Annotated in this window: 19 protein-coding genes; 15 read left to right on the top strand and 4 right to left on the bottom strand. The window is 47.5% G+C overall.

The features are described 5' to 3' along the window. Window positions 1-39: 39 nt before the first annotated feature. Window positions 40-3,300 (top strand): calcium-binding protein, encoded by a 3,261-nt coding sequence (locus EL309_RS10050; RefSeq protein WP_004284896.1) that lies wholly within the window; start codon window positions 40-42, stop codon window positions 3,298-3,300. Window positions 3,301-3,471: 171 nt separating this feature from the next. Here the strand turns inward: EL309_RS10050 and EL309_RS10045 are convergent, their stop codons facing one another. Next, complete coding sequence (locus EL309_RS10045; protein WP_004284897.1) at window positions 3,472-9,177, bottom strand: Ig-like domain-containing protein; 5,706 nt, start codon at window positions 9,175-9,177, stop codon at window positions 3,472-3,474. 260 nt (window positions 9,178-9,437) lie between these two features. Here EL309_RS10045 and radA point away from each other — a divergent pair, with 260 nt between their 5' ends. The 5 genes from radA to EL309_RS10020 all read left to right on the top strand — a co-directional run bounded on the left by radA (window position 9,438) and on the right by EL309_RS10020 (window position 14,850). Then, complete coding sequence (radA, locus tag EL309_RS10040; RefSeq protein ID WP_004284900.1) at window positions 9,438-10,817, top strand: DNA repair protein RadA; 1,380 nt, start codon at window positions 9,438-9,440, stop codon at window positions 10,815-10,817. Window positions 10,818-11,181: 364 nt separating this feature from the next. Next, on the top strand, window positions 11,182-12,078 hold the full coding sequence (locus EL309_RS10035) for a LysR family transcriptional regulator (RefSeq protein WP_004284901.1): 897 nt from the start codon (window positions 11,182-11,184) through the stop codon (window positions 12,076-12,078). 166 nt (window positions 12,079-12,244) lie between these two features. Next, window positions 12,245-13,006, top strand: a complete 762-nt coding sequence (locus tag EL309_RS10030; protein ID WP_004284902.1) for an FKBP-type peptidyl-prolyl cis-trans isomerase — start codon at window positions 12,245-12,247, stop codon at window positions 13,004-13,006. A 108-nt stretch (window positions 13,007-13,114) separates the two neighbouring features. Next, window positions 13,115-14,086, top strand: coding sequence for a class 1 fructose-bisphosphatase (locus EL309_RS10025; protein WP_004284904.1), 972 nt, complete (start codon window positions 13,115-13,117; stop codon window positions 14,084-14,086). A gap of 194 nt (window positions 14,087-14,280) precedes the next feature. Then, the gene (locus EL309_RS10020) at window positions 14,281-14,850 is read left to right on the top strand and encodes a peptidylprolyl isomerase (protein ID WP_004284906.1); all 570 of its coding nucleotides are present in this window, start codon (window positions 14,281-14,283) and stop codon (window positions 14,848-14,850) included. A 105-nt stretch (window positions 14,851-14,955) separates the two neighbouring features. Here the strand turns inward: EL309_RS10020 and EL309_RS10015 are convergent, their stop codons facing one another. Together EL309_RS10015 and EL309_RS10010 are read right to left on the bottom strand one after the other, a co-directional pair. Continuing rightward, window positions 14,956-16,011 carry a sulfate ABC transporter substrate-binding protein gene (locus EL309_RS10015; protein ID WP_004284908.1) on the bottom strand — a complete coding sequence of 352 codons (1,056 nt, stop codon included), beginning with the start codon at window positions 16,009-16,011 and terminating at the stop codon, window positions 14,956-14,958. Between the two features lie 187 nt (window positions 16,012-16,198). Beyond that, window positions 16,199-17,356, bottom strand: a complete 1,158-nt coding sequence (locus EL309_RS10010) for an alpha-hydroxy acid oxidase (RefSeq protein WP_004284909.1) — start codon at window positions 17,354-17,356, stop codon at window positions 16,199-16,201. A gap of 386 nt (window positions 17,357-17,742) precedes the next feature. Between EL309_RS10010 and iscR the strand changes: the two genes are divergently transcribed. The 7 genes from iscR (at window position 17,743) to iscA (ending at window position 21,715) form a co-directional block, all read left to right on the top strand. Beyond that, complete coding sequence (gene iscR / locus EL309_RS10000) at window positions 17,743-18,192, top strand: Fe-S cluster assembly transcriptional regulator IscR (protein WP_004284911.1); 450 nt, start codon at window positions 17,743-17,745, stop codon at window positions 18,190-18,192. Window positions 18,193-18,265: 73 nt separating this feature from the next. After that, window positions 18,266-19,480, top strand: a complete 1,215-nt coding sequence (locus EL309_RS09995; RefSeq protein WP_004284912.1) for an IscS subfamily cysteine desulfurase — start codon at window positions 18,266-18,268, stop codon at window positions 19,478-19,480. A 202-nt stretch (window positions 19,481-19,682) separates the two neighbouring features. Continuing rightward, a complete protein-coding gene (locus EL309_RS09990) occupies window positions 19,683-20,060 on the top strand; it encodes a hypothetical protein (RefSeq protein ID WP_004284913.1) in 378 nt (125 codons plus the stop codon). Window positions 20,061-20,271: 211 nt separating this feature from the next. Continuing rightward, window positions 20,272-20,658, top strand: coding sequence for a Fe-S cluster assembly scaffold IscU (gene iscU, locus EL309_RS09985; protein ID WP_004284914.1), 387 nt, complete (start codon window positions 20,272-20,274; stop codon window positions 20,656-20,658). Between the two features lie 12 nt (window positions 20,659-20,670). Further along, window positions 20,671-20,937, top strand: coding sequence for a DksA/TraR family C4-type zinc finger protein (locus EL309_RS09980; RefSeq protein ID WP_004284916.1), 267 nt, complete (start codon window positions 20,671-20,673; stop codon window positions 20,935-20,937). A 43-nt stretch (window positions 20,938-20,980) separates the two neighbouring features. Beyond that, window positions 20,981-21,217, top strand: coding sequence for a hypothetical protein (locus tag EL309_RS09975; protein WP_004284917.1), 237 nt, complete (start codon window positions 20,981-20,983; stop codon window positions 21,215-21,217). Between the two features lie 177 nt (window positions 21,218-21,394). Continuing rightward, the gene (gene iscA, locus EL309_RS09970) at window positions 21,395-21,715 is read left to right on the top strand and encodes an iron-sulfur cluster assembly protein IscA (RefSeq protein WP_004284919.1); all 321 of its coding nucleotides are present in this window, start codon (window positions 21,395-21,397) and stop codon (window positions 21,713-21,715) included. Between the two features lie 30 nt (window positions 21,716-21,745). Here the strand turns inward: iscA and arfA are convergent, their stop codons facing one another. Beyond that, on the bottom strand, window positions 21,746-21,937 hold the full coding sequence (gene arfA / locus EL309_RS09965; RefSeq protein WP_107726151.1) for an alternative ribosome-rescue factor A: 192 nt from the start codon (window positions 21,935-21,937) through the stop codon (window positions 21,746-21,748). Window positions 21,938-22,017: 80 nt separating this feature from the next. Between arfA and hscB the strand changes: the two genes are divergently transcribed. Both hscB and EL309_RS09955 read left to right on the top strand, forming a co-directional pair. Beyond that, window positions 22,018-22,521, top strand: a complete 504-nt coding sequence (gene hscB / locus EL309_RS09960) for a Fe-S protein assembly co-chaperone HscB (protein ID WP_004284922.1) — start codon at window positions 22,018-22,020, stop codon at window positions 22,519-22,521. Between the two features lie 115 nt (window positions 22,522-22,636). Continuing rightward, window positions 22,637-23,335 (top strand): DUF6973 domain-containing protein, encoded by a 699-nt coding sequence (locus EL309_RS09955; RefSeq protein WP_004284923.1) that lies wholly within the window; start codon window positions 22,637-22,639, stop codon window positions 23,333-23,335. Window positions 23,336-23,545 lie beyond the last annotated feature (210 nt).

Here is a 23,545-nt window from a genome sequence, read left to right as displayed (position 1 = left end):
TCTTACCTTAATTATTTCTACAAAAAGTGAGTGATAAATATGCGTAACAATGACACAACATTCCTTTCCGCAAATAAGCATGCAGATGCGGTTTTAACCATGGCTAAAGCCACAGAGCCTAAAACATTTACCGGTTCTTCCGATGACGATGTTTACTACGTCAACAACCGTGCCGATAAAATCATAGAAAATCCCAATCAAGGCAAAGACAGCGTATACAGCAGCAGTGATTACGTGCTGCCCACGAATGTCGAAAATTTAACCCTGGTCGGAAATCAAAATATTTATGGCTCGGGAAATAATTCAGACAACACGCTGTTCGGGAACACCGGACACAACCGCTTAAACAGCGGACGCGGTAACGACACAGTCTACGGACAGGGCGGTAACGACAACATTAACGGTGGCGAAGGCAATGATTCGCTATACGGAGACAGCGGCGACGACAACATTAACGGCGAAGAAGGCAACGATTATTTGTTCGGCGGCGAAGGTAACGACACCTTGAACGGCGGCAAAGGAGACGACATGCTTTCCGGTGGCGTCGGAGAAGATACATATATCTTCAAGGCCGGTAGCGGCTTTGACACCATTATCGACCATCAAGGCGTAAACACTGTCCGACTGGACGAAAACATTACGCTTGAAGATCTGAATATTTCGTCAACCACAGATGCCGAAGGCAATATTTCCTTAATCATCAAATTGAATGAAGATTCGCAATTAACCGTAAAAAACCAATATACCAAATCTTCTTACAAACCCGCCGTTCAATCATTCATGGTAGGTTCGAAAACTTATGACGCCTATGAAATAGCCCAAAAAGCCAATATCAGCATTACCGCTCCTGCCGAACACAATCCACTGGATATTCGCGGCAGTAAAGCAGGCGAGACCCTAAACGGTACCGAAGGGAACGATAAGCTGTACGGCTACGAAGGCGACGACACCTTATATGGCAATAAAGGCCATGACGAAATCAACGGCGGCAGCGGTGCCGACACGATGTATGGCGGCGCCGGCAATGACCTTTATTACGTCGACAATAAAAATGACAAAGTTATCGAAAAAAACGGCGAAGGTGTTGACGAAGTCAAAAGCTGGGTAAGCCACACTTTGAATACCAACGTCGAAAATCTGATATTGATGGGTAACGCCAATATCTTCGGCTCAGGCAACAATTCGGACAATATTCTTAAAGGCAATGCCGGTAACAACCGTTTGAACTCAGGTCGCGGCAACGATACCGTATACGGCGATGCCGGCGATGACACTTTAAACGGCGGCGAAGGTCATGACCAACTTCACGGAGATGACGGCCACGATTATCTCAACGGAGAAGAAGGCAACGATGCATTGTACGGTGGTGCCGGTAACGATACTTACGTATTCGGCAGAGGTTATGATTCAGATACCATCACCGATAGCTTAGGCAGCAATACAGTTCGATTCGACAACAGCGTAACGCTGCAAAATTTAAGCCTGCAAAGCATTAAAAATGACAAAGGCGGTACAGACTGGCTGATTTCTATCTCGGATACTGCAGACAATTTATCCATTTCCAATCAGTTTTCAAGCGATGGTAAAACCAGCATTTCATCTTTTATCGTCGAGGGAAAAACCTATACCGCACAGGCGTTCTTTGATGCATTAAACCAACCGGAAGCCGGTTTGGTACTTTCCGGAACCGATGAAGACAATGTCTTAACCGGAACTGCCGGCAACGACAAGATTGACGGCGGCAGCGACGGTAGGGACAAACTGTATGGCAAAGACGGGGATGATGTTATTGTCGAACACAGCCGCACTTACTACGGCGGCACTTGGGCTGACCGGGACGATTATCTTGACGGAGGAGCCGGCAACGATTCACTTCATGCAGATACAGGTTCAGACTATTTAGACGGCGGAACCGGAAACGACTTTATAGAAGGCGGAGACGGCAGCGACACCTATATTTTCGGAAAAGGATACGGCCACGACGTTATCTTCGACTACACCTTGACTTCCGACTTCGAATATCTCAATACCCACAGCAATAGGAACCGTGTTTCCTTTGTAGACGGTATCACGCCGGACGACTTGGAGATTTCTATTTACAAAGGCTATCACCTGCCCGATACACTGCTGAATTCGCCGCTAGATAAATTTTATACTACCCACCCCGTGACGAACGGCGATACTTGGATAATCAAAGTTAAAAACACCGATGATACCCTGACCATCTTGAACCAAAAACCGGTTATGGGAGCAATTGCCGTATTTGAATTTGCAAACCAATCCTATACCGCTTCCGAGTTTTTCGAATTAAAGCATAAAGGTTTAAGCGGTGAAGAGATAACCGCTCAAAACGCCAGCCAAATTTACACCATAGATAAAGACGGCCACGCCAATTTCTACGGTACGTCTGATCAGGATAACTTCCACTTCGGCCAATACAGGGAAGAATATACTGCCGCTTATTCTCTTGAATCGATTAGCGCCTATGGCGGAAACGGCAATGACAAGGTTCATGTAGGCAGAGAAGGCGAGCAGGCAAACATCAGCTTCTACGGCGGAAACGGCGATGATTCGCTGTCGGTAACCAGTGCCAATAATCCGATCAAAGTATTCGACGGCGGTAAAGGCAACGATAAACTCGATGGCTATAACAGCCATATCGAAACTATCGTGTTCCGTGCAGGAGACGGACACGACACTATCGTTAATCAACATTACGCCGGCATAAGCAATGTCACGCCGAGCAATCCCTTGCATGAAAGCAAACCGGAAATTCATTTTACCGGCGGTCTGACGTTAAACGACTTGGATATCCGTTATACGGGAGACAAAACCGTTATTACTGTAAAAGATACCGGTGATACCGTGACTTTGGGTGTAAATTCCGGAGATCTGCATCTTCCTGACTACTCCATACCGGCTTTAACGGTCAGCTCTATCCGTTTCGACTCCGGCGAAACCTATTCGCTTGAAGACTTGATTCAAAACCATCCGCTTCCAACCGGCTTGGCAGACTTGGGCGGCAATACCGTTACTCCCGAATCCGCAGCGATACCTGCCGGCTACACGGCTTCAGTCAACAAAGCCAAAATCAGCAGCCTGAAAACTGCAGAAAACGGTTTATCGGATGACGGGTTGTTTGAAAACACAGCAAAAGAAAATGCGTTAGATAATGCAATCAATCAGATGACTGCCGCACCGGCCTCCTCCGGTAACAGCTCATCGGATCATGCAGTTTACGCAAACATTGCAAGCGATTCTTTCGTTACCATGAATGAGGAGCCGATTGCACTAATCTAAAATAAGCTTATTTAAAACCCCTAAAAGCCGTCTGAAAATTCAGACGGCCTTTTTCTAAAATACAAACAATACGATATAGCAATAGCAGCTTTTAAGGCCGTCTGAAAATATCGACTGTAAAAAAAGCCTGTTTGAACAATATATCAAACAGGCTTTAGTTTAATCGGCTACTTAGACAATATTGAAACTGGTTTCATCGATGGTCAAATCAGCTTTCAATGCTGCAAAATGAATCTTATCTGTTTTACCGGCCCCATCTGCATCGTAGTACAAACGCCCCGTACTTGATTCATAACTGATGTGGCTGTTAAACCAAGACTGATTATTTTTCAACTCACCGAAAATTGCCGTAGACAGCTCAATCGTGTCTTCGCCGTACACGAAATCGCTAATCGTCGATACGCTGCCGTCCAAAATTTGATCGAATACGAATGTATCCCGGCCATTACCGCCCGTGAGCGTGTCATTACCGCCACCGCCAATAATACGGTCGTCTCCATCCATACCGTTCAATACGTTGTCCGCATCATTACCCCGCAAGGTATTGGCTGCGGCATTGCCTGTACCGTTAATCGTATTGCTACCCAGCAAAGTCAGGTTTTCCAGATGGTTGCCCAAAGTGTAAGTGATCGTGCTATACACATGATCCGTACCCTGATTCTCAAGCTCTTCAATAGAATCACGCTCGTTGTCGATGACATAACTGTCATCACCCGTCCCGCCAATCAGCGTATCTTCGCCTAACCCGCCGTCCAGATAATCGTTACCTGCTTCGCCGCGAATAATATCGTTGCCGGCGCCGCCGGAAATATTATTATCCGCTCTGTTTCCGGCTAAAACGTCGTTATGCTGCGAACCCACCAGGTTTTCGATTTGCGTACCGTACCCGATAAACGCTTGGCCTTCGGTGTAGGTATTCAGCGTAACTTTTTCATTTCTGGCGTTACCTGTAATCGACGCATCGTGAGCCAAATTAAAATAACTGCGCATATCGTAGGTGGCGGCACTCTTCACACCGAATGTTTTGGACAGCTCATTACCGACATAAATCCACGATCCCGGAGTAAGGTTAACGTGAACACCGGCCTTTTCTTGAGACGCGTCAAACGTATCTACACCGCCAGCATCCCAAATGTAAAGATCTGAATCTTGGCTATACATATTGTAGTTTTTAAACGTGTAGATATCGTTTCCGGTTCTCACGGTTTTATTCATACCGGCTGTGTAATGCAAGTAAGCCAAGTCGTAAGTACGCAACTGCCCTTTTTCTATGAAGAAACCGTTATTGGCATAAGCGTTATAAGACATATTGGAAAATTCGATGCTTTCTTCCGGCGCATAATCGCCTTTAAAACCATGGGAAGTATGAGTCATACCCAAAGTATGGGTTACTTCATGCAACACGGTATAGTGAAGAAAGTCCTTGCCCCAGCCCATATAGTTGTGGCGGCTGTTCCAAGCAATCAATCCGCCGTTATAAGCAATAGCAGATGCACCTTCGAAGCCTGACTTCAAATCCCCCATATAATAATTGGTATTGGCTTCGGCCATCGTGCCCACTTCAACAAACTGAAGATTGGTTACCGCACTAATTTCCTTATAGGCATTACGCACAATATCTTGAAGCTCGGAAGGGTAGCTTCTCATCGAAATCCGGTCCACATAACGGTTATGATTTTCCGATAATGTGCCGATTTCATCTAAAGTCATGAAGTGGTATTTCACAACGGTAGGGCCGTTTTGATCGCCTCCAAACGGGATATTGTAACTTCTGCCGTTGGTATTACCGATTTTATCAATGAAGTAAGGGAAATTATATCCGGAGGAAATATGCTCGCTGTTTATGATCGCAGGTTTGCTATGGCTTTCCACCAACTTACCGTCGTTTTGTTTTACTACGGTATACTTTTCCACATCGCTTACCGTAACCGACCGGCCGGATAAATCTGCTGTTTTCAAAACTGCTTTAATGGTTTGATCTTTATCGGCAACCAAATCGGCCGCAGAAACCTCCACTGAAAAAGCTTTCCCGGTTGAGTCTACTTCGGTTTGGTAAACTTTCTGACCAATTTCCAATACTACTTTATCGCCTGCTTTAGCCGTACCTCCGACTTTACCGTGAATAACGGCTGCAGAATCTTTTACGCCAGAGACAACATAGCCGTCTGTTTTTGTGTCCTTGATAATATAAGGGCTGTCAAACTTAATGTCTTTCACCTGAACAGCTTCAAAACGCTTTAAGTTGTTTACCCTATATGTGTTATCTCCGGTTTTGGTCAAATCGAATAACTGCGGATCTGCCTCAACTTTAAAGCTGATTGGTTTGCCATTGAGTTTGACCAGCTCTTTGGTGGGAATATCTAAGAAAAAGCTTCTGTCTGACTTAACACCGGCTTTATAAGTTTTATCATCAATATTCACTGTGATTTGACGCATACGCCCGCTGTTTAAGCCTTGCGCGAACATACCCTCGAGCTCAATCACGCCACCGATACGCGTATTGGAAAAAGCCTGCGCAGTATCAATGCTGAAATCGCTGTCAATACCGGTAATATCAATGGAAGCGGCCACTTCGGAAGACAACTTATACACGCGCGCGGTTTTGGCAGTTGAACCATTGTTAGAAACACTTGCTTGAACCGTATAGTCGCCATCTGAAATAAGCTCAGAAGCCGCAATCTTGGTTGTAAAAGTTAATCCGCTACCAACCGTAGCTTTAATAGTTTTACCGTTAACAAGCAAATCAACAATTTGCCCTTCTTTAGCATCAGTGCCGGTGACTTTGCCAGAAATCGCAATCTCCTGCTTGGCTTCGGTAACATTGATCAAATCATCTCCGGTAATCACATCAAGTTCGATACCGAGATTACCTTTGTTGACACTATATGCCAGCGATGTTTGTGCGCCGGCGCTGTTGCCGGCATCATCTGCCGTTGCAATCGCTGCAGTAATGACTGGTTTTTCGGAAGCTGTTAATTGCGAAGTTTCAAGCGCTACTTGGAAGGTGCCATCCGCTCCTACCAAAACTTCTTTTTTTACGTTTCCTACCGTAATGTCAACTTTATCATTCGGCTTGAAATCACCGGTTACACGGCCTGTTAATGTCGTAGTTGTATTTGATGCGTCACCATCAGTGATCACATTATTTTGATTTAGCGGATTCAATTCAATAACAGGAACGGGAGCAACAGTATCAACCGTATATTGGCCTTTCACGGTATCTGAAGCCTTATTACCGTGCTCGTCTGTTACGCTGATAGAAACCGTGATTTCAGGTTTAGCGTTATGAGCTGCCAATACCGCAGCAGGGACAGACAACCTCCAAGTAGTCTCCGAAACTTCCGCTTTATATGAAACGCCGCCTATATCAATAGTTACTTCTTCCGTACCGCGAACGACGTTTTCGCCCAACTCAAATGAACCTGTCAAAATAATATCTTGATGCAGGCTTTCAATATTTATGGCTTTGCCACCATTAACTGTATTAATTGTTATATCAACATGGGGCTCAGTTATTTTTTGGCTATAGTTTTGCGAACCTTCTACCGCTGAGGCCGTCTGACCGCCTGCATCTTTTAACTCCGCTCTGCCGGTAATCTGGCTGTTGGCAACCAATACATTAACGGGAATTTCCACATTAAAGGCAGAGCCGGTTACGTTTGCGGTATATTCGTTTCCACCCACGCTTACCGTTGTTGAAACAACATCATCACCTTCGCCCAATCCAAGGATTCTGCCTGTTACACGTATGGTTTGAAGTTCTGATTCAGTTTTGTTGATCACATTATCATCTGCGATCGGATCAAACACCACTGTGCCGTTCGGCGCAGATTGGTTAATCGAAAATGTCCGTGCAAAACTTATCGTGCCTTTATCTCCGTTACCTGCAGAATCGACTCTTTCAACACTGGCCGAAACCCAATATTTGCCGTCGTTGCCATTGGGAGCGATTTTTGCAATTTCCGCTTCTACACTGTAAGAGCCGTCAGCCTGAATCTGTGCGGTATAAGTTGCCTGACCGATTTTAATGGTCACGATTCCGCCTTCGGCACCATCGGTCACGATGCCGCTTACAGTAACATGCGAGCGCGACATTTCTGTTGCATTTAAGGTATTGTCGTCGGTCACGGAATGTAATGTCAGAGCAGTTTTATTCTGCAAATCGACTTTATAACTTTGTTGCGCAGAATACGTCGATTCTGCGGCACTATCCGCATCCAGCTTAACCGTTGCAGTAACGAGGCCGTCTGAATTTTCCGTAGTAGGCAAAATGCCCAAGAATATGTCGTCGGCAATTACACTAAATTCACCGTTTTCCACTTGGGCGGTCAGGGTCTTGTTGCCTGACCGCAAAATAATTTCCGTTCCGTCTTCTACATTTTCCACCTTACCGCTCAGGATAAACTCACCCCGTTCAAATTCGGCACGGTTGATGAAATTGTCATCCGCAATAGCATTCAAGGTGATAACCGGCTCAAGCTCGCCGACTCTGTATGAACGGCTATTTTCCGCAGTTGCACTGTTGCCCGCATTATCGGTTACGGTTACAGATACGTTTACATTGTCTGTTTTTGCCAATTCCGAAGACGGAATATTGACAGAATAGAGATTACCCTCCACCTGCGCCGCATAATTTTGTCCGCCGACAGAAACCGAAACTTCTCTGATTTTTTCGCCTTCCTGCAAACCGCCGATGGTGCCGCTGACAGTTTGTTCTTGCTGTGCTTGCTTGGCTTTGGTCAGAATATTATTGCCTGCAATGGTATTGATTTCCACGCTTACCCGAGGAGCTTCCAAGTCTTTGGTATATTCTTGAATCGTCTCCACAGCAGCCGTATTGCCCGCAGTGTCTTTAGAAGTCACTTTTGCTTTAATCAGGTTGTAACCGTTTTTCGATAATTGCGCTCCTTCAAAATCAACAGTGAAGCTACCGTTTTGAACTTTGGTAACAATATCAATCCACTTCACGCTACCGCAACTTTCGCAGCCGCATGAAATGACAATATCCTCATTATCGGCAACATCGGTTACGGTTCCTGTAACGGTAACAGTATTATTCGATTCTTCGATATTCAATACGTTGTCACCGGCAATCTTATTCAAACTAATCGTCGGAGCATATTCGGTATCTACAGAATATGTATGTTCCGTATGGCCCGTTAAGGTATTGCTTTCGCCGTCAGCCGTGCTTACCGCTGCAGAGACTTTACCGTGATTCAATAAAGACTTGGTGTCGACCGAAACGGAAAACTGTTTATCTGCAATAAAGCCTTTGTAAACAGCCTGTCCAACGGTAATGACGATCTCGTCATTATCCTTTGCATGTTCCACACGGCCTGAAAGTACCGTGCTTTCCTGTCTGGATTCAAGCAGGTTGATAATGTCGTCTTCCGCAATCGGATTAAATGTAATCACAGGGGCTTTGGCTGCAACTTTCTCAGCAGAATCGCCTGAAGAACCGGATCCTCCTGCGCTACCCAACGAAATCCCGGTAGCGGCACCCAGAACACCCAAGCCGATCATACCCTTTTGGAAATTGGTCAAGCTGCCGTTAATCAATACTTCTTCAGCAACCGGAAGAACCGCTTCTTCATAAACCTGCTCAGGTTTACCCCAATATCCGGCATAAGAGGCCGGATAATGGTTTTTCGCATTTTGTAAAATAAACTCAGGATGACCTTCTGTGTTGGAATTAAGCTCCAGCCACATATCTTCTTCAACAAGTTTTACCTTAGGCTGCTCGATCGGCTCCCCTTCTTCTCCGACAAGCTGGTAAAACAATTCGGGCTGCTCTTGCGGTAGCAAATCCGCATCTGCAGAACGATTAACCGAGTTTTTTTGATTTTTGTGAGTTTTATCCGATTTGTAATGTGTCATAGTCGTAATTTCTTAATTATGCAATTTGAATTTAAGTTTTTAAAAACTTACGTGATTAAATTATAATTCAAATATATTTCTTTAGAAATTACTCTCTTAGTTACCATAAAACAAATACGCCATTTTTCGTACGATTTTGGCAACTCATCTGCAATACACATTCTTACTTATTGTTTCATAAAAACATTTACTTTAAATTCACCAAACAGACAGTGAACTGAAAATGTTACAATCACGCTTTTCAGTATCCGTTTCCAACCATGGCAAAAGCACCGAAAACCGTTTACCAATGCAGCGAATGCGGCGGTACTACCCCCAAATGGCAGGGCAAATGCCCGCATTGCGGCGAGTGGAATACCTTGCAGGAAAGCCTTGCCGCGCCCGAACCGAAAAACGTGCGCTTCCAATCGTGGGCGGCAGATACCGCGCAGGTGCAGGATCTTTCCAAAGTAACGGCCACCGAAGTGCCGCGCGAACCGACCGGCATGGGCGAACTCGACCGCGTATTGGGCGGCGGTTTGGTGAGCGGCGCGGTGATTCTGCTCGGCGGCGACCCCGGTATCGGCAAATCGACGCTGCTCCTGCAAACCATAGCGATGATGGCGAAAAACCGCAAAGTGCTGTATGTATCCGGCGAGGAATCCGCCCAACAAGTCGCCCTGCGGGCGCAACGCTTGGGCTTACAAAGCGAAGGCGTGAACCTGCTGGCGGAAATCCGCATGGAAGCCATTCAGACGGCCTTAAAACAACACGAACCCGCCGTGGTGGTGATTGATTCGATTCAAACCATGTATTCCGACCAAATCACTTCCGCACCCGGCTCGGTATCGCAAGTGCGCGAGTGTGCCGCGCAGCTCACCCGCATAGCCAAGCAGATGGGCATTGCCATGATTTTGGTCGGCCACGTTACTAAAGACGGTGCCATCGCCGGCCCGCGCGTGCTCGAGCATATGGTCGATACCGTACTCTATTTCGAGGGCGACCAGCATTCCAACTACCGCATGATACGCGCCATCAAAAACCGTTTCGGCGCAGCCAACGAGCTGGGCGTTTTCGCCATGACCGAACACGGCTTGAAAGGCGTGTCCAACCCTTCGGCGATTTTTCTCGCCAGCTACCGCGACGACGTGCCCGGCTCGTGCGTGCTGGTCACGCAAGAAGGCAGCCGCCCGCTGTTAGTAGAAATTCAGGCATTGGTTGACGACGCACACGGCTTTACGCCCAAACGCCTTACCGTCGGCCTCGAACAAAACCGACTCGCCATGCTGTTGGCCGTCTTAAACCGCCATGCCGGCATCGCCTGCTTCGACCAAGACGTGTTCCTAAACGCCGTGGGCGGCGTAAAAATCAACGAACCCGCCGCCGACCTCGCCATCATCCTTGCCATGCTCTCCAGCTTCCGCAACCGCCCGCTGCCCGAAAAAATGGTGGCCTTCGGCGAAATCGGCTTGAGCGGCGAAGTCCGCCCCGTAGCACGCGGGCAGGAACGCTTGAAAGAAGCGGAAAAACTCGGCTTCAAACGCGCTGTCGTGCCTAAAGCCAATCTGCCGCGCAACCCTAAAGATTTCCCGGGCTTGCAGATTTACGGTGTGAGCAGTTTGCAGGAAGCAGTGGATGTGTGCCGGAATGCTGAAGAATAAACATACTCCGCATCATCCGGGCATGAAACCTCCATTGTCATCCGCTTTCGGCAACCCACTCCGTAAACAAACTATTATTGCTTTAAGCCCGAACATTTGAAACCATCAAATTGTTAAACACTAAAAATCAGGCCGTCTGAAAATTTCAGACGGCCTCGATTCATATTTATCCCCAATTTCCGATACAAAACTTCCCATTTATTCCAAACCAAACGGCTTCACGGCATAGTCATTCAAAATTCTGATGGAAGCCATAAAAAACTTTTCAGACTAACGCTAAATATGTTAAAAATATAGAGAAAATAACAATACACACCGCCAAAACCTCCGCGGAACACACCAACTGCGAGGCAAAGGAGCAATAATGGATTACACCCAACTACGAACTTTTACCGTCGTTGCCCACACCGGCAATCTCACACAAGCAGCCGAGCGCCTGCATTTATCGCAGCCGGCCGTTTCGGCACAAATCAAATCGCTGGAAAAAAATCTGGATATCCAACTGTTCAACCGCAATGCGCACGGCATGAGCCTGACCGCTGCCGGCGAACGCTTCCTGCCTGAGGCAGAATCCCTGCTCCAACACCACCACAAGCTCGACCACTTTGCCAAAAGCCTGTCCGAACGCTACGTCCACCGCGCAGGATTAGGTTTGATCCATCCGGCCGATCCCGCCAAAATCGCCCGCCTGACCCAGTCTATATTGCAACAGAATCCGTCCATCCACCTGCATATCCAATACGGCATGAGCGATGAAATCAAACAGCGCGTGTTGGACAAGCAGCTGCACGGCGGTTTTTATCTCGGGCCGGTCAAACACAATGCCTTACGCTGCCTGTTTTTGGAAAACATCCAATATTCGCTTATCTGTCCTGCCGGCGAAGCCGACAATATTCAAAATAAAAACATTTCAGAGCTGGAAAAATATGCCTGGATCGAAATGTCCGGCGTTTCAGGCAGCAGCAAGCACCTGCATCAATTTTGGGCAAAAAACAAAATTTCCCCGAAGCATCAAATTATCTGCGACTATCCCCAAACCATTATCGACTTGGTCGCTTCCGATATGGGTATCGCCATGGTACCGACACACAAAGCCGAATCCGCCCGCAACGACGGCAAGCCCGTTGCCATTCTCCACAACTACCGGCAAAACCTGCCGCTCAGCTTTATTTATCCGGCCGAATTCGAAGAAGATCCGTCTTTAATTCTAATTAAAAACGTTGTCGAAACCATTTGGGATATTTACAGTCAATCCAATTGATTTTCTAGACAAATCGGAAAACCGCAAGTACAGTATCCGACTCAGTTGTACCGCTGCTGCAAAGCCGTTACCGACAATGCAAAGGCCGTCTGAAAATCCGATATATTTCAGACGGCCTTTATTCACTATATAATAATGTTTTTCCTCTTTCCGGAGTATTCGAATAATGAAAAAATCCTTACAAATCAGCGCAATCGCACTAGCCGCCCTTGTTTCTCTTTCTGCCTGCAAACAGGAAGTTTCCAATACGCAGTCAGCGCAAACGCAAACTTCCGGCGATCCTGCCTCATTAGGCAACCCCGTACAGCAAGCCAGCTATGCAATGGGCGTCGATATCGGCCGCACACTCAAGCAAATGAAAGACCAAGGCACAGCCGTCGATCTCAAGCTGTTTAACGAAGCCGTACAAACCATGATGGACGGCAAACAGCCCAAAATCAACGAAATCCAAGCCCAAGAAATCATGATGACTTTCTTGACCGAACAGCAGCAAAAAGCCCAAGCCAAATTGGCTGAAGCCTCTAAAGAAAACTTGGCCAAAGGCAAAGCCTTCCTGGGCGAAAACGCTAAAAAAGAAGGTATTAAAACCACTGCTTCAGGCTTGCAATATCAAGTTAAAAGCGAAGGCACCGGCAAATCTCCGAAAGCTACCGATACCGTTGTCGTCGAGTATGAAGGCCGTCTGATTGACGGTACCGTCTTTAACAGCAGCAAAAACAGCAACGGCCCGATTTCCTTCCCCTTGAACCAAGTTATCAAAGGCTGGGGTGAAGGCGTTCAGCTGATGAAAGAAGGTGCGGAATACACATTCTTTATCCCTGCCGAATTGGCCTACGGCGACCGCCAAACCGGCAATATTCCCGCCAACTCCGCTTTGGTGTTCGACATCAAACTGCTGAAAGTCGAGCCTGCCGCTCAAGCCAAATAAACTATTGCCGTTAAATCAATAACCGTACCGTTCCACGGTACAACCGGCACAAACTAAGGCCGTCTGAAATTTCAGACGGCCTCCCATTCAAGCAGAAAGCGAATCTTTATGACTACTTTGGCACAATTTCTCCCTGCCCATTTGAGCGAAAACCATATTCCGACCGAACTGGGCAGCGTATTGGAATCCATCATTGCCGCCTGCACCACCATCAACAACCAGGTACGCTTGGGGGCTTTGGCCGGCATTCTCGGTGAGGCCGGCACCGGCAACGTTCAAGGCGAAGACCAAAAGAAATTGGACGTTATCGCCAACGACACCCTAATCCAAGCCCTAAAACAAAATGCCAACGTCGGCGGCTTGGCCAGCGAAGAAGAAGACACTTTTGTCGCCTGCAATGAAAACGGCGGCTATCTCGTGCTGTTCGACCCGCTCGACGGCTCTTCCAATATCGACGTCAACATTTCCGTCGGCACCATTTTCTCCATTCTCGCCAAACCCGAAGGCGCACTGACTACCGAATCGTTCCTGCAAAAAGGCCGCGAACAAGTCGGCAGCGGTTATGTGCTGTACGGCCCGCAAACCCAGCTGGTATTTACTTTGAAACACGGCGTGTTTGTGTTCACGCTCGATTCAGACGGCCAATTCGTACAAACGCAAGCCAACCCGACCGTACCGGCGCAAACCAAAGAATTTGCCATCAATATGTCGAACCAGCGCCATTGGTTCCCGCCTATACAGCAATACATTGCCGAGCTTTTGGCAGGCGACACCGGCGTGCGCGGCAAAAACTACAATATGCGCTGGGTGGCCTCGATGGTGGCCGAAATCCACCGCATTTTAATGCGCGGCGGCGTGTTTATGTATCCGCAAGACACGCGCGATCCGGGCAAACCCGGCAAACTGCGCCTGATGTACGAAGCCAACCCCTTGAGTTTGGTACTCGAACAAGCCGGTGCAGCCAGCAGCAACACCGTTCAAAACATGCTCGACATCCAACCCGAAGGCCTGCACCAACGCGTTTCCGTTGTCATCGGCAGCCGTGAAGAAGTCGAATACGTCCACAAACTCCACCGCTGATTTTCATTTGAATAAGCATTTACAGGCCGTCTGAAAAATTCAGACGGCCTTTTACATATTTTTAAAAACCGCAACGGCAAAATCCGAGATAATATCAGCGTTTTTTACAACCGAAGCCGCCGAAAACGGCATCCGCCAAACCAAACTGCCAAGGTATGGTTCGGCGGAAAATTTTAATACAAAGGCAAAGAACAATGACGAAAACCTTATCCGCACTTCTCACCGGCACCCTGCTCGCTTTGGCCACCCTCAACGCCCAAGCTGAAACCCGCGCCCTGATCGAAACCAATATGGGAAAAATCGAGCTGCTGTTAGACGAAAAAAAAGCGCCGAAAACCGTGAAAAACTTCATCAACTACGCTGAAAAAGGTTTTTACGAAGGCACTATTTTCCACCGCGTTATCGACGGCTTTATGATTCAAGGCGGCGGTTTCACACCGGATATGGCACAAAAAAGCACTGAAAAAGCCATCAGCAACGAAGCCGACAACGGCCTGAAAAACACCGTCGGCACCATCGCCATGGCGCGCACCATCCACCCCAATTCGGCCACCAGCCAGTTTTTTATCAATGTGGCCGACAATGATTTTCTGAATTTCAAAAACAAAAGCCATCAAGGCTACGGCTATGCGGTATTCGGTAAAGTAGTCGGCGGCATGGATGTGGTTAAACGCATTGCCAAAGTGAAAACCACCAGCCAATACATTCATCAAAATGTTCCGGTCGAACCCATCGTTATCAAAAAAGTAACCGTTACCCAATAACGGCATACGCATACGGCAAGCTAAATCAAAATTGACCGTATCCATAAATTCAAGGCCGTCTGAAAATTTCAGACGGCCTTTCCGATAGTCATCAATCAGACTGCTTTACTGCTTCGCAATCAAACGGTCAAACAAACCGCCGTCGGCAAAATAAGTCTGCATAATTTCATCCCAATTGCCGAACATTTCGTCGGGGCGGAATGTTTCCAATTCCGGAAATACCTCGCGGTGCATTTCCAAAACCGCTTTATTGCTCGGACGGAAATAAAACTTGGCTGCCAATTCTTGTGCAGGCTCGCTCCATAAATATTGCAGATATGCCGCTGAAATTTCTGCCGTAGCTTTCTTCTCCGCTACCGTATCCACCACGGCCACCGGGCTGTCCGAAGCGATGGTATAGCTCGGATAAACGATTTCAAATTGCCCCGGTGCCAATACACGGCTGACGTGGTTCGCTTCGTTTTCAAAGGTTACCAACACATCTCCGATATTGCGCTGGGTAAATGTTGTGGTTGCAGCACGTCCGCCGTTTTCAAATACCGGCGTATTTTTCAGCACCTTGCCCACAAATTCGCCGGCTTTTTCCTTGTCCCCATTGTGCAGTTTCAAACCGTATCCGTACGCGCCCAAAAACGTATAACGACCGTTTCCGCTGGTTTTCGGATTGGCAATCACCAGTTTCACATTGTCTTTGGCCAAATCAGACCAATCGCGGATTTGAAGCGGATTGCCCTTTCTGACCAAAAACACCGTTGTTCCGGTAAACGGTACCGCATTATCCGGCAAACGCTCCTGCCATCCTTGCTTGATCAGCCCCTTTTTTTCCAAAATCTCAACATCGGAAGTCTGATTCATCGTAACCACATCTGCCTGCAAACCGTTTGCCACAGACAAAGCCTGCTTGCTCGAACCGCCGTGAGACTGCTGCACCACCACATCCGTATTCGGATTCTGAGCTTTAAAATGCCGAATAAAAATCGGGTTGTATTCCTTATAAAAATCGCGGGCCACATCATAAGAAACATTCAACAGCTTCACTTCCCCGGTTACTGCGTCCTGATTTTTATCCTGAAGCTGCGCTTCTTCTTGCTTAGAGCAAGCCGACACGGCCAACACGCTCCCCAATAAAGCCACCAACGCAAACTTCTTACCCGATTCCATATACGCTCCTCTAAATCTGTCCAATAACCGGAAAAACATAAAAAAATTTATCCGCTACGGAAACAATGTAATACAGGCCGTCTGAAAATAAAAAGAACCGTTGGTTTTAATCAAAGACGATTTTGTTATAAATGCCAAAAGGCCGTCTGAAAATTTCAGACGGCCTCCGATATAACATTTGCAGCAATCAATAAGTACCTTTAACCAAAATGCTGCTGTCGACATCCTGAATATTACGGTGCCCGGTAAAGGCCATAGTCACATCCATTTCCTTATAAAGGATTTCCAAAGCACGGGTAACACCCTCCTCGCCATACGCACCCAAACCATATAAGAACGCACGCCCGATCATCGTGCCACGCGCACCCAAAGCCCAGGCTTTCAAAATATCCTGACCGCTGCGGATACCGCTATCCAACCACACTTCGATATCGCTGCCGACCGCACTGACAATATCCGGCAAAGCTTTAATCGAAGACTGCGCACCGTCAAGCTGGCGGCCGCCGTGGTTGGACACCACCAACGCATCCGCACCGCTCTTTACCGCCATTTCCGCATCTTCCGGCTCCATAATGCCTTTGATAATCAGCTTGCCGCCCCACAAATCTTTAATGCGGGCAACATCATCCCAGCTCAAACGAGGGTCGAACTGCTCCGAAGTCCAAGAAGACAACGAAGACAAATCACCCACGTTTTTCGCATGACCGACAATATTGCGGAACGTGCGGCGCTCTGTGTTCAGCATTTTCATGCACCATTCGGGCTTGGTCGCCAAATTGATCAGATTCGGAATGGTCGGCTTGGGCGGCGCAGACAGGCCGTTTTTAATATCCTTGTGGCGTTGGCCCAAAACCTGCAAGTCGGCGGTTAAAATCAATGCAGAACACTTAGCCGCCTGAGCGCGCTTAATCAGGTTTTCCATAAACTCGCGGTCGCGCATCACATACAGTTGAAACCAGAAAGGTGCGCTGGTATTCTCCGCCACATCTTCAATCGAACAAATCGACATGGTAGAAAGCGAAAACGGAATACCGAATTTTTCCGCCGCACGCGCCGCCAAAATTTCACCGTCGGCATGCTGCATACCCGTAAAACCGGTCGGCGCAATCGCAACAGGCATTTTTACATCATGACCGACCATTTTAGCGGCCAAACTGCGCCCTTCCATATCGACCAAAACTTTTTGACGCAACTTAATACCGTCAAAATCACTTGTATTTTCACGATAAGTTGTTTCAGTCCAAGAACCTGAATCCACATAATCATAAAACATCTTCGGCACTTTACGCTTCGCTACGCGGCGCAAATCCTCAATACAAGTCATTTTGCTTAAATCACGTTTCATATCAATATCCTGTCTGTTTTAGATTGACAAAAAACCGGATAACCGCACAGAAAACCCTCCCGTCTCCGCGGATACCAACCAAGCAACCGGTTTAATTTTTCAATGTATACCAAGCCAAACAACATTGCAAATGTTTTTCCAATAAAAACCGCAAAACAACCGCACAAAACAGCATTTTAAAATAAAAATTTACATTAAATTTAATATTTAATATCAACATAAATTTAAAAATAAAACCGTAATAAATATGATTAGCTTTTAAAAACGAAAGATTGATTTTTTCAACCCGCCCCATAACAAAACATACTTGACTGAATCACTAGGATATTAGACAATCCCTGCAAAATAAAACAACCACATCCAAGCACACAGGCAGACACATCCATATGAGATTAACCACCAAAGGCCGCTTTGCCGTTACCGCCATGATCGATTTGGCCATGAATGCCCAACGGGGCGCAGTCAAACTCAGCGCCATCAGCGAGCGGCAAAATATCTCCCTCTCCTACCTGGAGCAGCTGTTCAGCAAATTAAGACGCGCAGAGCTGGTGGAAAGTCTGCGCGGCCCCGGCGGCGGCTACATCCTTGCCGTACCCGCTTCAAAAATCAACATCGCACAAATCATCGCCGCAGCAGAAGATAAATTAGATGCAACACAATGCAGCAATAAAGCCAACTGCCACAACGGCGCCCCCTGCCTGACCCATAATTTATGGGAAAACCTGAATAAAACCATCAACGACTATCTCAGCAGCATTACCCTGCAAAATATCGTTGACGACCACAACCAGGCAGCGCAAGGCAACCACACCGTTACCTTTACGCATATCCATTAATTTAGACTTTTTCAAAACAAGACAAACCGAAATCCAAGCAAATTTTAAATTCAGACGAAGAAAGAACACTGCCATGACCCTTAAAACCCCGATTTACCTTGATTACGCCGCCACCACCCCCGTTGACCCGCGCGTAGCCGAAAAAATGATTCCCTACCTGACCGAGCTTTTCGGCAACCCCGCATCCAACAGCCACAGCTTCGGCTGGACGGCGGAAGAAGCAGTAGAAAACGCCCGCAACGAAATCGCCCGACTGATTAACGCCGATTCCAAAGAAATCGTGTTCACCAGCGGTGCCACCGAATCCAACAACCTCGCCCTCAAAGGCGCGGCGCACTTCTACAAAACCAAAGGCAAGCACCTCATTACCGTTAAAACCGAGCACAAAGCCGTTTTGGATACCATGCGCGAACTTGAACGCCAAGGCTTTGAAGTAACCTACCTCGGCGTGCAGGAAAACGGCCTGATTGATTTGGAAGAACTCAAAGCCGCCATCCGCCCCGACACCATCCTTATTTCTGTGATGTGGGTCAACAACGAAATCGGCGTGATCCAAGACATTCCCGCCATCGGCGAAATCTGCCGCGAAAACAAAATCATCTTCCACGTTGACGCCGCCCAAGCCTGCGGAAAAACCCCTGTGGACGTAGAAGCCGCCAAAGTCGACCTGCTCTCGATGTCCGCCCACAAAATCTACGGCCCCAAAGGCATCGGCGCATTATACGTACGCCGCAAACCCCGCGTGCGCCTCGAAGCCCAAATCCACGGCGGCGGCCACGAACGCGGCTTCCGCTCCGGCACCCTGCCCACCCACCAAATCGTCGGCATGGGCGAAGCCTTCCGCTTGGCACGTTTGGAATTGGAACAAGACATCGCCCACGCCCTCAAGCTGCGCGAAATCTTCCTCAAAGGCATCGAAGGCATTGAAGAAGTGTATATCAACGGCGATTTGGAGCACCGCGTCGCCACCAACCTCAATGTGAGCTTCAACTTCGTCGAGGGCGAAAGCCTGATCATGGCCGTAAAAGAACTCGCCGTATCCAGCGGCTCCGCCTGTACCTCCGCCTCGCTGGAACCCAGCTACGTTCTGCGCGCATTAGGCCGCAACGACGAGTTGGCACACTCTTCCCTGCGCATTACCTTCGGCCGCATGACCACCGAAGAAGAAGTGGCTTTCGCCGCCGAACTGATTAAATCGAAAATCGGCAAACTGCGCGAACTTTCACCGCTGTGGGAAATGTTTAAAGAAGGGATTGATTTGAATACGGTTGAGTGGGCGGAGCATTAAGATTGATGCCAAAGGCCATCTGAAAAGACGAAATACGGTTTTTCAGACGGCCTGCAATACCCTTGATTGACCGTGTTTGATGTTGCTGACTAACGAGTTATTAACACAGTTTTACACTTGCTAACTAAACGTAAGGATAATTAGTTATGGAATTTATTAATAAATTCTTCAAAAAACGTAATAAAAAAAGCTAAGTGATTTTATGGAAAAAGCAGAGATAAATTTTCGGTCTGACACAGATTTGAATACTCTATTTAGAGACTATTCAGAAAAATTTATAGGTATAAATAGCTCAAATGTAAATGATGTTAATAGTAAAGAATTTATTGAGTATTATTTTGTTAAAAATAATACTCAAATAACAAACATTAAACAGCAACTGAAAATTGACTTTGACACCATGGACTGTAATAACACCCGTTCAGGAACCCATTATGCATTAGTGTACCCTAATGCCAAAGAATCTCTTGCAACACAGGCTGGAAATGTAAAGTTCTTATTAGATCATTTAGAAAAAATTGAAAAATATATTGCCGAGTGTAAACGATTAAATCTAGAAATAGGTATCGGAATGGAATAAATATAACAAGCGTAGGTTAGATTGAAAACCCAACAAACCCGTAAAGCTTTCTGAAATGTTGGGTTTAACAATCTAACCTGCTAAATGCTGCGACTGATAAATTAAAAACTTTCGATTTATCAAATATATAATATCGTCTGAATACTTGAATTCCTTTCAGACGGCCTTAAATAAACCGAATAACCCAATATATACACAAGGAACCCACATCATGGCATACAGCGATAAAGTGATTGATCATTACGAAAACCCCCGCAACGTCGGCTCGTTCGACAAAAACGACGAATCGGTCGGCACCGGCATGGTCGGTGCGCCTGCCTGCGGCGACGTGATGAAACTGCAAATCAAAGTGAACGACGAAGGCGTGATTGAAGATGCCAAGTTCAAAACCTACGGCTGCGGCTCGGCCATTGCCTCTTCTTCACTGATTACCGAATGGGTAAAAGGCAAAAGCCTCGACGAAGCCTTGGCGATTAAAAACAGTGAAATCGCCGAAGAATTGGAATTGCCGCCGGTAAAAGTCCACTGCTCGATTCTGGCGGAAGACGCGATTAAAGCCGCAGTTTCCGACTACAAAAAGAAACACGGCGCGGAATAAGGCTGAAACAACATGGCGGGCGGCTGGGCGCCGGACCGTGCGGAGCAAGAGCAGATCGAAGCCTCGCTGGAAGATGCGCTGGCTTTGGTTCGGCAACATCTTCCTGCGGGTGAAAGTGCACGCGAATGTGTCGAGTGCGGCGAACCGATTCCCGAAGCCCGCCGCCAAGCCTTGCCGGGTGTGCAATTATGTATTGCCTGCCAAGAACAAGCCGACAAACAACAGGCTTTTCAGACGGCCTATAACCGTCGCGGCAGCAAAGACAGCCAATTAAAATAGGCCGTCTGAAAATACAAACACATTTGAAAACAAGGTAATCGCCATGCCCTTCACTCCCGAACAACAGCAATCCCTGCTGGCGCAAAAAGGCGTGGGCAAAACCATTTTGCAACGCTTGCAGCAAATGGGCTTGGATGACACCGCCAAACTCGCCGCGGCAGATGTGGACGATATTTTGCAGCAAGGCGCGGCGTTAACCGGCTCGACCTGCTGGAAAAACAGCCCGCAAGCTAGAGCGGCCATTGCCGCAGCGGTAGAATGGGCTAAGGCGCAAAATTAATTTTTCAGACGGCCTCAAAGCTCATAAAGGCCGTCTGAAAAACCGCAGGGCGGGCATCCCTGCCCGCCGCTTGATAAAACCGACAATCTTTAGCGCAAACCTGATTTTGCCGGCGGGCAGGGATGCCCGCCCTACGGAATGACAAGATACCCGCACATAAGCGTAAAGGATAAGACGATGATTACATTAACCGAAAAAGCCGCCAACCATATCCAAAACTTCCTTACCAAGCGCGGCAAAGGCGAAGGCATCCGCCTGGGCGTGAAAACCAGCGGCTGTTCCGGCATGGCCTACACGCTTGAATTTGTGGATGAAATCCAGCCCGAAGATTTGGTATTCGAAGGCCACGGCGTAAAAGTGTTTGTCGATCCGAAAAGCCATGTTTACCTCGACGGCACACAGCTCGACTACACCAAAGAAGGCTTGCAGGAAGGCTTCAAGTTCCAAAACCCGAACGTGAAAGACGAATGCGGTTGCGGCGAGAGCTTCCACGTTTAAGCATAAAATTTAAAAGGCCGTCTGAAAATTTCAGACGGCCATAAATAAAGACGGGACAGTTTCAAAACCGTCCCGCCATTTTTTCGCAGCCTGCCTGTTATAACTGCCTTTGCCCTTTTTCTGACGCTCCACCTTATGGCGGAACACATTGGATCGGACTAAAGCCTTTTGCGCGTTATCTTGAATCACGCCTTTATTGATTTCGATTTTTCTTTGTGCCATAACTTTGTTTTCCAAATAAAAAACGGATCATACGCCAACCGAATCGATCCATCAAACCTTAAAACCGACAGCCGAATATTATGAGCCAATTTTTTCAATTGTTTTCACTGCCCGAACAATTTCCCCTCGATAACGATGCTTTGGAGCAACGCTACCGCACTGCTGCTGCACAATGCCATCCCGACAAATTTGCCGCCGCTTCTTCATTCGAACAGAAACAGGCCATGATGATGGCCTCGTTGGTAAACGAAGCCTACCAAACTTTAAAATCCCCTTTGGAGCGCGCCGCCTATCTGCTCAAACAACAGCAAATCGACGCAGACGCACCCGAACATACCTCGTTTGCTCCCGATTTCCTGATGCAGCAGATGGAATGGCGTGAAGCTTTGGAAGATGCCCGGGCAGAAAATAATCAAACCGCGCTTGCCAATCTGGACAACGATATTTCCGGCGAGCAAAACACACTGTACGGCCAACTGCAAACCGCTTTCGAGCAAGCTCAATACGAACAGGCCGCAGAACTGGTACGAAAAGGCCGTTTCCTAAACAAATTGCGCCAAGAAATCCGACAAGCCCGATCTTGAAAAGCTTGGCAAATTTTCAGACGGCCGTCTGAAAAAACAAGTAAAAACAGCGGCCGTCTGTCCTTGATTGTATGTTACAACGCTAAAATACGCTTTTCATTTATTCTGGCAACACATGAAAAGGTTACTCCTCACACTTTCCGTCTGCCTGCTTGCAGCCTGCCAAGCACAAGCCACGGAAAGCCGCCGCAGCAAAGTCATCCGCTTTATCATCAGCCACCCTATTGCCGCACAAACCATCGGTCTCGACAGCGACCGGGCAACAAACATTACCAGCAATGCCGTCCGTCTTTCCAATGCCACCAAATTAGACAACAGCCACCGCGACGGCCGGGGCACACAAATCAATGCCGTCCGCCACACGCTTTGGCAAGCCGCCATCACATCCCGTTTCAATGCCGATATTGCCCGAAAAATCGGCGATGCCTATGAAATCAATCCCAGTATCCGGGAAGATCAACAAGACTACGCCGACCGCTATCAGGCAGACCAAGCCGTTGATTTGAGAAACAACCGTATCGGCCGAAAAATCGGTACAACGCACAATAAAACCAATATGAAAACCCTTGCCGGCCTGGTGCTGGAGCACTTTCACCGGCACGGCTTATGGACGGCTTCCGAAATCAAAGAAAACGGAAAAACTTTTTGGCGTATCGAGCAAACCCGTATCGGCAAAAAAGCCTACCAAAAAGCACTGACCGAACTGGAAAGCCTCAACCACAACGGATTTACCCCCGAGCAGCAGCGCCGGTTCGACCAAAACAAAACCAACGCCATCACACAAACCATCCAATCGATACGCGAGCGCCAATAAATTTCAGTTTGAATATCAAATAGGCCGTCTGAAAATCCATCCCTCCGTTTTTTCAGACGGCCTCAATATTCTTGATAAAAACACTCAACTATCTGTAACGAATCTGCTAAAATACCGCTGATTTTAAAAATGAAGCAAGATGCACCGCCTACGGCCCGGCACAACCGAATAGATAACGATATTCAGACGGCCGCACATGCAACGCGGTGT

Origin of the sequence: Neisseria weaveri, assembly GCF_900638685.1 — a bacterium.
Taxonomy (GTDB): Bacteria; Pseudomonadota; Gammaproteobacteria; order Burkholderiales; family Neisseriaceae; genus Neisseria; species Neisseria weaveri.
The sequence above is the reverse complement of the archived record's forward strand: the minus strand, read 5'-3'. Positions and strand labels throughout refer to the sequence as shown.

What these genes read in the sequence shown, in the direction of transcription:
- iscA (WP_004284919.1), top strand. Translation starts at nt 21,395, where the DNA reads ATGATTACATTAACCGAAAAAGCCGCCAACCATATCCAAAACTTCCTT.
- EL309_RS10025 (WP_004284904.1), top strand. Translation starts at nt 13,115, where the DNA reads ATGACTACTTTGGCACAATTTCTCCCTGCCCATTTGAGCGAAAACCAT.
- EL309_RS09995 (WP_004284912.1), top strand. Translation starts at nt 18,266, where the DNA reads ATGACCCTTAAAACCCCGATTTACCTTGATTACGCCGCCACCACCCCC.
- EL309_RS09975 (WP_004284917.1), top strand. Translation starts at nt 20,981, where the DNA reads ATGCCCTTCACTCCCGAACAACAGCAATCCCTGCTGGCGCAAAAAGGC.
- EL309_RS10050 (WP_004284896.1), top strand. Translation starts at nt 40, where the DNA reads ATGCGTAACAATGACACAACATTCCTTTCCGCAAATAAGCATGCAGAT.
- iscR (WP_004284911.1), top strand. Translation starts at nt 17,743, where the DNA reads ATGAGATTAACCACCAAAGGCCGCTTTGCCGTTACCGCCATGATCGAT.
- EL309_RS10030 (WP_004284902.1), top strand. Translation starts at nt 12,245, where the DNA reads ATGAAAAAATCCTTACAAATCAGCGCAATCGCACTAGCCGCCCTTGTT.
- EL309_RS09955 (WP_004284923.1), top strand. Translation starts at nt 22,637, where the DNA reads ATGAAAAGGTTACTCCTCACACTTTCCGTCTGCCTGCTTGCAGCCTGC.
- EL309_RS10045 (WP_004284897.1), bottom strand. Translation starts at nt 9,177, where the DNA reads ATGACACATTACAAATCGGATAAAACTCACAAAAATCAAAAAAACTCG.
- EL309_RS10015 (WP_004284908.1), bottom strand. Translation starts at nt 16,011, where the DNA reads ATGGAATCGGGTAAGAAGTTTGCGTTGGTGGCTTTATTGGGGAGCGTG.
- EL309_RS10020 (WP_004284906.1), top strand. Translation starts at nt 14,281, where the DNA reads ATGACGAAAACCTTATCCGCACTTCTCACCGGCACCCTGCTCGCTTTG.
- EL309_RS09990 (WP_004284913.1), top strand. Translation starts at nt 19,683, where the DNA reads ATGGAAAAAGCAGAGATAAATTTTCGGTCTGACACAGATTTGAATACT.
- EL309_RS09980 (WP_004284916.1), top strand. Translation starts at nt 20,671, where the DNA reads ATGGCGGGCGGCTGGGCGCCGGACCGTGCGGAGCAAGAGCAGATCGAA.
- iscU (WP_004284914.1), top strand. Translation starts at nt 20,272, where the DNA reads ATGGCATACAGCGATAAAGTGATTGATCATTACGAAAACCCCCGCAAC.
- hscB (WP_004284922.1), top strand. Translation starts at nt 22,018, where the DNA reads ATGAGCCAATTTTTTCAATTGTTTTCACTGCCCGAACAATTTCCCCTC.
- EL309_RS10035 (WP_004284901.1), top strand. Translation starts at nt 11,182, where the DNA reads ATGGATTACACCCAACTACGAACTTTTACCGTCGTTGCCCACACCGGC.
- arfA (WP_107726151.1), bottom strand. Translation starts at nt 21,937, where the DNA reads ATGGCACAAAGAAAAATCGAAATCAATAAAGGCGTGATTCAAGATAAC.
- EL309_RS10010 (WP_004284909.1), bottom strand. Translation starts at nt 17,356, where the DNA reads ATGAAACGTGATTTAAGCAAAATGACTTGTATTGAGGATTTGCGCCGC.
- radA (WP_004284900.1), top strand. Translation starts at nt 9,438, where the DNA reads ATGGCAAAAGCACCGAAAACCGTTTACCAATGCAGCGAATGCGGCGGT.